Origin of the sequence: Paenibacillus nanchangensis, assembly GCF_046543445.1 — a bacterium.
Taxonomy (GTDB): Bacteria; Bacillota; Bacilli; order Paenibacillales; family Paenibacillaceae; genus Paenibacillus_AQ; species Paenibacillus_AQ nanchangensis.
Window position 1 is genome coordinate 140,820 of sequence record NZ_JBHOFD010000003.1, and the last position, 12,451, is coordinate 153,270.

Below are 12,451 nucleotides of genomic sequence, written 5' to 3' on the forward strand. Positions count from 1 at the left end.
AACCTCCTGCCTGTACAGACAAGAGGTTTCATTTTGATATATGGATTATACTTTATTGCCTGCGAATCTGGTCTGATACTGAGACAGGAAAACTAGGAGACTGGTTATAAGAACAACAATTAACGAAATGAACTGTGATGTCGAGAATAACCCCACTTCTCCTCGAATAATGTCTCCTCGATAAAACTCGATTATAAATCTTCCCAGACTGTAAAAGATCAAGTAGATGCAAGCAACAAGTCCTGGCTTATTGGTTCTTTTGGCCACAAACAGTAGTAAAATGCAAAGGCTGAAGCTATAAGCACTCTCTATTAATTGCGTTGGTACCAAAGAGACGTCATTAGGTGCGAATTCAGAATTGTGAAATGTAATTCCAAACGGGCTGTCCGTTTCATGGCCATAACAGCAGCCTGCCAGCTGACAGCCGAGTCTTCCACACCCCTGAGCCAATGCTAGAGAGGGCACGAAAAGGTCCATATGTTGACGGAAATTAATTTTATGTACTTTACAATATACGAAACCAGCCGCTATGCCGCCTATAATTCCACCAAATACAACAAAGCCTTCACCAAGGTTAAGAAGAATGCCGGGATTATTGATGATGTTTTTAAATTGAGTGATCCAGTACAATACCTTTGCCCCAATAAATCCTCCTGTTAAGGCCCAAACTGTTAAGGAGAAAATATGGGATAGATTATACTGACGTTTTTCAGCCCGGTAAACAACGAGCCGGTATGCCAAAAATATCCCCAGCGCAATCATCAATCCATAACCATAGATGGTTATGGGACCAATCTTAAGCAACTCATTCTGCATAGCCGTCAACCCCTAACGTTATTTCAAACTTCATCTTGTTTTCCTTTTGCTTACCAAGCATGCAATTATATAATAGCATACATTGGAAGTGAGCTGCCTCGTAGAGTTAATCCAGGTTAAATTTGTAGCCGACGCCCCAGACGGTTTTGATATAAGCCGGGTTGGACGGGTCGGTTTCGAGTTTTTCCCGCAGCCGCCGGATATAGACCGTGATCGTGTTCTCATCCCCATACGAATCGTAACCCCAAATTTGATCCAGGAGCTGGCTTTTGGAGAAGACCTGGTTTTTGTGCTCGGCTAAAAAAAACAGCAGTTCAAACTCCTTGGCGGACAACGAGATTTCTTGCCCTCCAAGCGTTGTTTTGTAGGCTTTTTTGTCGATGGTAAGCGGGCCCAGACGGAGGGTATCCGCATGGGAGGCGCCGGGCTGAGGCATGAGGACTTCCAGCCGGCGGAGATGGGCTTGAATCCTTGCGTTCAACTCGCTTAAAGAAAAGGGTTTGGTCATATAATCGTCCGCGCCGAACCCCAGCCCCAGCACTTTGTCCGTATCGCTGCCGCGGGCGCTTAAGATCAGGATCGGCATCGAAGTGAGGTCCCGCAGCTGCCTGCACAGCTCGATGCCGTTGGCATCAGGCAGCATAATGTCCAGAATGATGAAGTCGGGCGACAGCGTCTCCGCAAGCCGGAGGCCGTCCGAGCCGCTGTCCGCAATATGTACTTCGTAACCATGAAGCTGGATGTAATCTTTGATAATGCGGGAAATGTCCTGTTCGTCCTCAATCACAAGGATTCGTTTAGGCTGATTCATGGTTTTATCTCCTACTGTATGAACTGAATTCAAGCAATACGGGCGAAGATGAGGTTACTCCGGTGTCTCCGGTGAGAGTGTAGCTTCCGTATTACAGATCTCCACTCATTCTACCATAGCAACGTATAGACTCTGTTAAGGAATGTTAGCTATTTTTTACTGTACACAAAAGAAATTAGTATTGACGTCAACGAAAGACGCCACTAGAATATATGGTGCAAACGTTTCTATTGTAATCGCTTTCATGTATTGGCCGGTGTGAAAACCCGAATGGTCATGGAGGGGATCGTCAATGGTTGTCCTGTTTTATTTCGTGGCAGCTTAAACCTGTTTATGCAACCGTTTGCGCAAATCCATGCACCGCATCTGAGAACAAAAGGAGGATTATGTGTTCATGAAACTGACAGCATCAAGCAAACGATGGTGGTCCATTCTGATGATTTTTACCCTGATTGGTTCCTTGATCGGTATCCCGCCGTCGGCACAGGCAAATGAAGCGCCGCTCCAGGTGACCTTGGTTGGAAATCTGCAATCGGAGCTGGGCCACGGCTCGGATTGGGACCCTGCCGCTTCCGCCACCGCCATGAGCGATATGGGGAACGGGGAATACAGGTACACCGGCCATCTGCCGGCGGGAACCTACGAATACAAAATAGCGGTTGGCGGCACATGGGACGAAAGCTACGGCTTCGCCAATTATTCCAATCCGGCGGGGAAGGACAAAGAAGGCAATATTGTTATCACCCTGACGGAGGAGGCGCAGGTCACCTTCTATTACAATCACGGGACACACCGGATTGCTGATTCTACATATTACACTCCGATCCCGGCGGAGAAGCTTCCCCGGGTCATCGGCAGCTTCCAGACTGGTATCGGTGAAGCGGCCGACTGGTCGCCTGCCGATGCGGGATTGATTTTGCAGGACTTGGATTACGACAACGTGTATACGGTTACAGCCGATGTGTACGGCGGCAACCATGAATATCAGATCGCTTTGGGCACAGATAGCGCAGCCCCGGTATACCCGGCTGAACGGGAGACGCTCCGGCTGCTGCAGGACACGAAGGTCACATTCAGCTATCATGCGGAGGATCATCGCGTTGCCGCGGAGTTTAACGTGCCGGCAGCCCCGGGAACGCCGGTTCCGGAGGGCCATCTGCGGGTCCACTATAACCGTGCGGACGCCAATTACGGCAGCATTGGCTTGTGGTTATTTGAAGATGTTGCGGCTCCGTCCGCCAACTGGCCGGCAGGGGCGCTGCCTTTTCCAGGCGGGCAGGAGGACAGCTACGGCGCTTTCGTGGATATTCCGCTGAAAGAGGGCGCGCAAAAAGTCGGCATTGTTGTTGTAGACCGCGTCTCCGGCAATAAAGACGGCGGGGACAAAAAATTCAGCCTTGCTTCCCCGGATAGAAATGAAGTATGGCTGAAGGAGGGCTCCGACACCGTCTACAGCTACGAGCCGGTCCAGCTCCCGGCGGACACACTGCGCATTCACTACCAGAGAGCGGATGGAAACTACAGCTCCTACGGGTTATGGATCTGGGGCGACGATGTTGCGGCGCCTTCAACAGACTGGCCTGCGGGTGCAACCCGTTTCCCGGCCGGGCAAACGGACCGTTTTGGCGCTTATGTGGATATTCCGATGAAACCCGGAGCTCAGAAAATCAGCTTCCTGGTCCTCGATCCCTCCAAGGGCGATGCCGGTAAAGACGGCGGCGACAAAGGGTTTTCCCTGGCGGACCGTTATCAGCATCTGTTCATCAAGGAAGGGGACAACACCGTCTACATCTCCCCATACGGCGAAGTGGCGGCGGGGCTGGTCTCGGCCGAGGTATTGTCTCCCGGCAAAATCCAGCTTGGGTTCACCTTGACCGAGGGTCTGGAGCCGGAAACGCTCAAAAATGAACTGCAGCTTACAGACAAAGATGGCAAACCGCTTGCTGTCCAAAATGCAAACGTTACCAGCGCAACAACTGTCGAAGTGTTGGCGCCGTTCCAGCTGGATCAAATCCCGCTCAGCGTAACTTACGCCGGGAAAACCGTTTCCGCCTCTACCGGATGGAGAATGCTTGATGAAGTGTACGCCTATGACGGCAGCGATCTTGGAGCGGCTTACCAGGCGGGCGGCGCGGAGCTCAAGCTGTGGGCGCCTACGGCTAGTGACGTAACTGTGAAGCTGTACAGCAAAGAAGATGCGGCTCAATTTATCGGCGCTGTAGATCTGGTGAAAGGCGATAAAGGGGTGTGGTCTGCGCAATTGAAACCCGGGGATCTCGGGGTGCAGGATTTTAGGGGGTATTTTTACCAATATGAAGTGACGAACAACGGTGTGACCAAAACCGTGCTTGACCCCTACGCCAAATCGATGGCGGAGTTCCGGGTGAACACCAAAGGGGAAACCGGACCTGACGGCGACACCGTCGGTAAAGCAGCCATCGTCGATCTCAGCCAGACAGACCCTGAAGGCTTTGATTTTGCGGACATTCCGGGTTATGAGCAGCGGGAAGACGCCGTGATCTGGGAAGTTCACGTCCGGGATTTCACTTCGGACCCATCGATTGAAAGTGATCTGCATAACGCAACCTGGGGTTCGTACGCCGCTTTCAAAGAAAAGCTGGAGTATATCAAGTCGCTTGGCGTCACCCACGTGCAGCTGATGCCCGTGATGGCTTGGTATTACGGGGACGAAGCGGAGATGAAGAACCGGGAGCTGGCCTACTCCACGACTGGTAACGAATACAACTGGGGGTACGATCCCCACAGTTATTTTTCACCTGACGGCGCTTATTCCGAAAATCCTGCCGATCCGGAGCTGCGGATCAAAGAGCTGAAGGCGATGATTGACGCCATTCATGAAGCGGATATGGGCGTTGTTTTGGACGTAGTATACACGCATATGGCAAAAGCCGAATTTCTGAACGACATCGTACCGAACTATTACGCTTTCCAGGATGCAAACGGCAACTTCATCGGCGGCTTCGGCAATAACCTGGCGACAAACCACAAGATGGCCGAAAAACTGATGGTCGATTCCGTCAAATACTGGTTTGACGAATACAAAATCGACGGCATGCGTTTTGACATGATGGGCGACGCCACCTATGACGCAGTCCAGAACGCTTACAATGCCGCAGCGGCGATCAACCCGAAAGCCCTGTTTATCGGCGAAGGCTGGGTGACGTTCAGCGGACACTTGTCCGACCCTTCTCTGGCGGGCAAGGGAGCGGATCAGAACTGGATGGATAAGACGGACGACGTCGGCGTATTTTCCGACGAGTTCCGCAACGAGCTGAAATCCGGCTACGGCAGCGAAGGCGAACCCCGGTTTATTACAGGCGGCGCGCGCGACATCCAGACGATTTTTAACAATATCAAGGCCCAGCCGGGTAACACCAAAGAAGACGATCCGGGCGACATGGTGCAGTATATTGAAGCTCACGACAACCTGCCGCTCTACGACATCATTGCGCAGTCGATCAAAAAAGACCCCTCGGTTGCAGCAAACGACCAGGAGATTCACAAGCGGGTCCGGCTGGGCAATTTGCTCACGCTGACCTCCCAGGGAACGGCGTTCCTCCACGCGGGACAGGAATACGGGCGCACGAAGCAGTGGCTGGGCGAAGGCGTGCCTGAGCAGAAGTATCACGAGCTGACGGATGAGACGGGTAAGCCATTTGGCTATTTTATTCACGACTCTTACGACTCCTCCGATGCGATCAACAAGTTTGATTGGACCAAAGCGACGGATGCGGTCAAATTTCCGGAGAACAACAAAACGCGGGAATATACGGCCGGACTGATCAAGCTGAGAAAATCAACGGACGCTTTCCGCCTCGGCGATCAATCCATGGTCAACTCCAACGTGACGCTGCTTCAAATTCCGGAAGTGAAGGCGCAGGATCTGGTGATTGCCTACAAAAACAAGGCGACGGACGGCACCGGCAGTTATTATGTTTTTGTGAATGCCGACAGCAAATCCAGAACGCTTACGCTGAGCGAAGACCTTACAGCCGGAACGGTGCTGGTTGATAACGATGAAGCGGGCACAGACGCCGTCGCGGAGGTTTCCGGGTTTTCATTAACCCCGGGCTCCATCACGATCGACCCATTGACGGCTGTAATGATTAAGACCGAGGCGTCAGCCGCCGTAGTCAGCGGCATCTCGGCCGACAAAGACAGCTACACGATTCAAAAAGGAACGGCGCACCAAACCGCGGTTTATGCCGAATATGAAGGCGGCGGCAAACGGAATGTAACCAAACAGGCGGCCTACGCCTCCAGCAATCCGCAGGTGGCTGCCGTTACAGCGGCAGGTCTGGTAACAGGCAAGTCGGAAGGAACAGCGGTCATCACCGTGTCCTATCTCGGCTTCATAAAAGAGATCACCGTAACCGTTACGGCGGAGGCGGTGGACAACAAACGGTATGTGCAGCTGAACTATATCCGTCCGGACCAGGACTATACGGATTGGAATTTATGGGTGTGGAACACAGGGGTAAAGAACGACCAGATTAACTTTAACAAGGTTGAAAATGGCGTGGCTACCGTGCGGATCGAGGTGGCTCCGGAAACCACCGGCGTCGGATTTGTTCTCCGCAAAGGCACCGACTGGAATACGGCGAAGCAGGACATTCCGGATGACCGCGTCATTCCGCTGCAGCCGGGCGAAGCCTTCACGAAGGTGAATGTGACCAGCATGGTGCATGAGCTGGATGTTTTGCCGAGTATTACCGGTCCGCAGCTTGCGGATGGAAATATCACGTTCCGCTACCGGGATGAGCAGCTGTTCCGGGAAGGGCGGATGAATGAGCTCAAGGATGTAAAGGTGAACCTTAACGGCGAGCTCGCTCCGATGGTTTATGACCCGCAGAAGGAATGGTTTAGCTACACGCTTAAAAACGTGACACCTGGAACGTATGATTATACGTTTGTCATTACGCATGGCGGAACGGAAACAGAAATCACCGATCCGAAAAACACCGTAAACGGAAAGTCGCAGGTGGTGTACCGTTATCCGGACGTGAACCTGCAGGCGGAGGTCACTCCGGGGACCGTTTCGTCCAGTGAGAACGCGGTGCTGAAGATAAAATTTGCTTCTTCCGAGCCGGTTACGCTGAAGGACGTTTCAATTGATCTTACCGCACTGGGCGGTCCGGCGCAGGTGAAGGTCGATCCCGAACTGCTGGAGCATACGATTGCTGTAAAAGATACGGTTGCGGCTGGTGAACAGCCGATTCCCATCACGCTGGTTGACCAATACGGCAACCGTCACACCGGCGAAGCTGCGGTGACGGTGAAGCCTGGAACCGGCGCAGGCAAGCTGGATTTTGATTGGGATGAGGCACGGATTTATTTTGTGCTGACCGACCGTTTCATGGATGGCGATGCTTCCAATAACATAAACGTTGACAAAGCGCAACCGGAAGCGTATCACGGCGGCGATTTCCGTGGCCTGATCGACAAGCTTGATTACATGGAGCAGCTGGGAATAAATACGCTGTGGATTACGCCAATCGTCGATAATATCGACTCGAATCAAGGCGCAGGCTTTGGCGGCAAGCAGTATGGATACCACGGCTATTGGGCAAAGGATTTTACGAAGATTGATGAGCATTTGGGCGACCTGGAGACCTTCAAGGAGCTCATTGATAAAGCGCATGACAAAGGCATCAAAATTATGGTGGACGTGGTGGTGAACCACACGGGCTACGGCTTGAAGCCGGGAGACAACGCCCCGGACATCACGCAGGAGGATAAAGACCGGTTTAAGGATATGCTCCGCACGGACGGCTTGTCCGCGGATACTGATCCGGTAAAAGGAGAGCTGGCGGGCCTGCCTGATTTCATTACGGAAGATCCGGCGGTTCGGGAACGGATCATTGACTGGCAGACGGGCTGGCTGGAACGCGCCAAAACGGACCGCGGGGACACGATCGACTACTTCCGTGTGGATACGGTGAAACACGTCGACGAAACCACATGGAAGGCATTCAGAAATGAGTTGACCGCAATCAATCCGCAATTCAAAATGATCGGCGAATATTTTGGAGCAACGGTCGACAGTAACGGCGGAACGCTGCAAAGCGGACAGATGGACAGCTTGCTGGACTTCGGCTTTAAGGGTAAAGCCAAAGAGTTTGTATACGGCGGCGTCGAATCGGTAGAAGCTTATTTGGCGGACCGGGAAGCGAAGCTGGATAACACCAAAATGATGGGCCAATTCCTGAGCAGCCATGACGAGGACGGCTTCCTATCCCATTACGTGGAAGGCGACAAAGCGAAGCTGATGGCGGCTGCGGCGCTGCAAATTACAGCCAAAGGCCAGCCGGTTGTGTATTACGGCGAAGAGCTTGGCCGTTCCGGAAAAAATGCTGGGGATATGAGCAAAGGCGAATTCAGCGAAAACCGCAGCGACATGCCGTGGGACCGACTGGAAAACGAAAAACAGCTGTTCACGCATTATCAGAAGCTGCTGAATATTCGCGCGGCGCACTCCAAAGTGTTCTCGAAGGGAGTCCGCACCTCTATTACGGCGTCGGATGCGGACGGTTATCTGGCGTTCGGTAAGCAGTATGCGGGCGAGCATCTCGTTACCGCGATTCATGTAAAGAATGAAGCGAAAGAAGTTACTCTGCCGGTGCCGTTCCGGGCCGGAAGCAAGGTGAAGGACCTTTACGGCGGCACCCTTTACACCGTATCGGCCGATCAAAAAGTAACGGTGACGCTTCCTGCTATGGCGGAGGGCGGTACGGTGATTCTGGCCGCGGTTCCTTCGGATGGCGGAGGTGACAACGGCGGCAATCCGGGTAACGGAGGCGGCGATAACGGCGGCAATCCGGGTAACGGAGGCGGCGACAATGGCGGCAACCCGGGCAATGGAGGCGGCGACAATGGCGGCAACCCGGGCAATGGCGGCGGTGACAACGGTGGCAATCCGGGCAATGGAGGCGGTAACAACGGTGGCAACCCGGGTAACGGCAGCGGTAACAACGGTGGCAATCCGGGTAACGGAGGCAGTAACACTCCTAGTATCCCAGGCAGTATCCCTGGCGGAAACTCAAGCACAGGGGGCACCCCTGCTGCATCAAACGCGGCTGGAGAACAGCGTATTGTAAATGAAGAATCGCTGCGCACTGAACAAGCGATGGTTACAATCCAGCTTGATGCCAAGGACACTGAGGTGCTTCTGCCGTTGACGGCAGGAGAGATTCTGGGGACAAAACCGCTGGAGCTGAAGCGGGAAGGCATCACGGTGCAGCTTCCGTCTGCACTGCTGAAGGCTCTGCCTCAGCTTGTGCCGGCGGGTCAAGCGCAGGGTGCCGTGATCTCATTTAAGTTGGAGGAAACCGCATCGCAGGCGGCGGCTGCGCTGATTACACAGGCAGCGGCTGCCGAAGAGGCAAAACTGACATTGGGCAGCAAGGTGTACGATCTGAAACTGTCCGTCCGGACGAAGGACGGCAAAACATACGGGCCGCAGCAGTTTACAGCACCGGTCCGGCTTGAAGTAACGGCCGGCAGCAATATTCAAACCGGCTTGGCCGGTATCTATCACATCTCCGATGATGCAAAACTTCAGTATGCTGGAGGGAAGCGGAGTAATGGGCTGTTGACGGCGGAAGTGGGTCATTTCAGCAAATACGCCGTGCTGGAATATGATAAATCGTTTGGCGATATGAACGGACATTGGGCGGAGCAGGCGGTCAAACAACTTGCGGCCAAACAGATTGTTAACGGCACGAACGGCATCGCATTCCGTCCGGACCAGCCGCTGACACGGGCACAGTTTGCGGCAATGCTCGTTCGGGCGCTGGGGCTTGAAAGCACGGGTGGCGCGGACTTCAAAGACGTGGACAGCAGCGCATGGTACGCCTCTGCGGTGGCGGCGGCAAATCAGAACAAACTCGTAAACGGAAAAGGGCGGGAGCTTTTTGCTCCAAATGAAACCATCACCCGCGAAGAACTGGCGGTCATGCTCTACCGTGCATACGATCTCCAGGGTAACAAGGCAACGGCAGCGGAAGCACCAGCGCTGAAGGATAAGCAGCAGATTTCCGCGTGGGCGGTGCAAGAAGTGAACAAAACGTTGTCCCTTGGACTGATGAAAGGACACGAAAACGGCAGGTTTGCGCCTAAAGCCGAAACCACTCGTGCAGAAAGCGCGCAGGCGGTGCTGAATTTGTTGGACCGGATGGAGTAAGAGTAGGTGTGAAAGTAGGAGTAGGAGTAGGAGTAAGAATAGGAGTAGAGGGAGGAGTAGGAGTAGGAGTAGAAGTGGGGTAAGAATAGGAGTAGAGGGAGGAGGAGGAGTAGGAGTAGGAGTAGGTCCGTCACTCCATCTGCCCGCTTAATGTTTGAGGGAGCAGAATTTGGCGAATCCCCTGCCGACGCACTGGTTTGAAGGATAAGGAAGGGAATACGAGGTTTGAGAAAGGGGGCTGGATTTTTTCAGCCCCCTTTTTTTAGAATTTGATGACAATTTCAAGGAAGGTAATGTAATAAAATGGATTAAACCCTTGAGCGCGTAAGGAGAATTCAGTAGATTTACTCGTATTGACAGAAAACACCTCACTTGTTTGGCATCATGGTAGTGCGACCAACCATGCCAACAAGAAAGGTGCGTAACTCTGTGTTATAACAACATTCCCTGCCTGAACACAGTCTTGCTTTTCCAAACTATAGGGCCTTTTGAAGCAGCTCAACATTGACCTCCCCTGTGACTTTCTTGCCGGACTCAGGGGACCTAATTTACTAATTATTCCGTGTTTTGGCAAAGTGACGGACTCAGATTCCCTTATTTACGCGGAAATTCCATCGTATGGATGTTTTCGGCACGAATAACGGACCTGGAGTCCGCAAGGCAACCCAAAAGCCCAGGAATTTCAGAAATAACGTCCTCTGGGTCCGGAAAGACCTCGGTACCGCGTTCGGTGGTAATCCGCTGCGGGTCTGTCGCTGGAGAGGATTCGTTCCAGGTAGTTCAACGACAACAGCGGCAGTCCAAGACATGGTTTATCAAGTTTTGGTCCGCCGCTGCTTTTATTAACTCAACTTTTGCAGCCTGAGATCGGCAGATACGCCTTGAGATCACTGGGCAAACCGGAGATCCAGTGCTGGAGTTGACATGAATTAGGGTGAAGCATTTCTTCCCAACCTGAGTCGCAATTTCGTTCAGCCGTTCTATGAGTTGTGCCAAGGCAACCGCCCAGTGTAGGGTGTTAACTTCATCGCGCCGTGAATAAAATAGCACGCCGAGCGGTGCGTTCGCCGCGGACGATGCGGTGTTTTTCTATTTTTTCAAGACGATTACTTCATTGCGGTTAAATCCGCGCCAGGTCTGGAGCTTAGCTGATTTTCGCTCTGCGAAAGTTGAGTTAATTAATTTGTAAAGCTCTTCCTGCCAAGTTTTTTCTCTTTGGCATCGATCAAGTCTTTTACGGATGACATTTTAAGGTCATCTTCAGTAAGGTTTTTTTGACTGAGAAAGTCACTCAAAGAAAATGAACGGTTAAAAACAATAACCTTCCCCGTTTCCGCTATTAATACCCCTTCTTCCATTTCAGTACTAGTGATACTTCTTCTATAAACAATGAAATCATCATTCCATCCAACATCCGTAATAAAAGAATCTACCTTAATAGGGTCCTGTTCCATTTTTCCTTTTATATAGTTTATATCCTCACTTATTTGAAATAATCTATAATTGCCAGTAAGTTTAATTATATTTGGTTCAACGTCGTCACGGGCATCCTCAATAAAAGAACAAGAAGTTAAGAGTAGAAATATAAAGAAGAATGGAGTCCATTTCCTTTTTTTTGTGATTGGCATAAGGCTAGGTTCTCCTATTGTTTTAGAAGAGAAGGAGATTTCCCCCTTCTCTTGTCTATTTTCTAATGAAAAGAGGATTGGATATAAAAGGCGATACTGTAAGGTACGATTGCGCCTAATCTTTGTGAATCTGCAGCATAGTTATTAACCAGGGTTACGAAGGCATTGTTAAGACCATTACTTGAAGTATAGTTCCAATACTCAAAATTATATACATCATTTACTGTAGCAATAATATTCCAAGTTCCGTTTGATTTTTGTGCTGCGAACTGTACACCTACATTATGTAATGCTAAAAATTGATCTTTGTTATTCTCTAAGCCGAAGGAGCTATTTTGAGAGTAATATGAACTGCTAGTTCGTGATAATAAGGACTGGAAATAAGTTAAGCGCTTCTGAAATTCCGGACTATATTTAATTGAGTTGGAAAAGGAGGAGTTGTTAGGATACATTAATCTACTGGCATTATCATTTAACGAATTTCTAAGAAAAGTACCTGTCATTACAAAACCGGATGAGATTAGTATAGATGCACCGGTGTTCCATTGTCCTCTAAGAAAGGACTTCGTTACAGCTTGAGTACCTAGGACTGACTCCTGTGATACATTAGACTGGTTTTGTTCGTTAAGAAAGTTTTCTTGATACTGGAAATCCCTTTCGGCTTCTCTGCTCTCATTTAATAACTGTTCGTAGACTTGTTTATGATATTCTTGATCAGCTTTTACTTGTTCTTCAAATTGTTCATCAACTAAAGTTTGGGTTAGAAGTGAGTTTGTATTATCAGCGACATTATTTGTATCACTCGCAAATGCAGGAGGAATAGAATGCAAGAGTAAGGAAGGGACTAAAGTAGAAGCTACGACAATACTTTTCATACTTGACTTTTTCATAAACAATCTCCTTTTTTTTGGTATTTAGACTACAAAGAAAGTTTATCACACAACCATTTATTGTAAATATGACATACGACATAAACTTGTTTTATAATCTAAT

Annotated in this window: 5 protein-coding genes; 1 reads left to right on the top strand and 4 read right to left on the bottom strand. The window is 50.6% G+C overall.

Annotated elements, in window-relative coordinates; genetic code table 11:
- Positions 1-45 precede the first annotated feature (45 nt).
- Together ACE6ED_RS03215 and ACE6ED_RS03220 are read right to left on the bottom strand one after the other, a co-directional pair.
- Positions 46-816 (bottom strand): prolipoprotein diacylglyceryl transferase, encoded by a 771-nt coding sequence (locus ACE6ED_RS03215; protein ID WP_410825517.1) that lies wholly within the window; start codon positions 814-816, stop codon positions 46-48.
- Between the two features lie 106 nt (positions 817-922).
- A complete protein-coding gene (locus ACE6ED_RS03220; RefSeq protein WP_410825518.1) occupies positions 923-1,627 on the bottom strand; it encodes a response regulator transcription factor in 705 nt (234 codons plus the stop codon).
- Between the two features lie 394 nt (positions 1,628-2,021).
- Here ACE6ED_RS03220 and ACE6ED_RS03225 point away from each other — a divergent pair, with 394 nt between their 5' ends.
- Positions 2,022-9,830 carry a pullulanase gene (locus tag ACE6ED_RS03225; protein ID WP_410825519.1) on the top strand — a complete coding sequence of 2,603 codons (7,809 nt, stop codon included), beginning with the start codon at positions 2,022-2,024 and terminating at the stop codon, positions 9,828-9,830.
- A gap of 1,178 nt (positions 9,831-11,008) precedes the next feature.
- Here the strand turns inward: ACE6ED_RS03225 and ACE6ED_RS03230 are convergent.
- Positions 11,009-11,458: a hypothetical protein gene (locus ACE6ED_RS03230; protein WP_410825520.1), complete on the bottom strand. Its 450-nt coding sequence runs from the start codon at positions 11,456-11,458 to the stop codon at positions 11,009-11,011.
- Positions 11,459-11,520: 62 nt separating this feature from the next.
- Complete coding sequence (locus tag ACE6ED_RS03235; RefSeq protein WP_410825521.1) at positions 11,521-12,348, bottom strand: hypothetical protein; 828 nt, start codon at positions 12,346-12,348, stop codon at positions 11,521-11,523.
- Between the last annotated feature and the right edge of the window lie 103 nt (positions 12,349-12,451).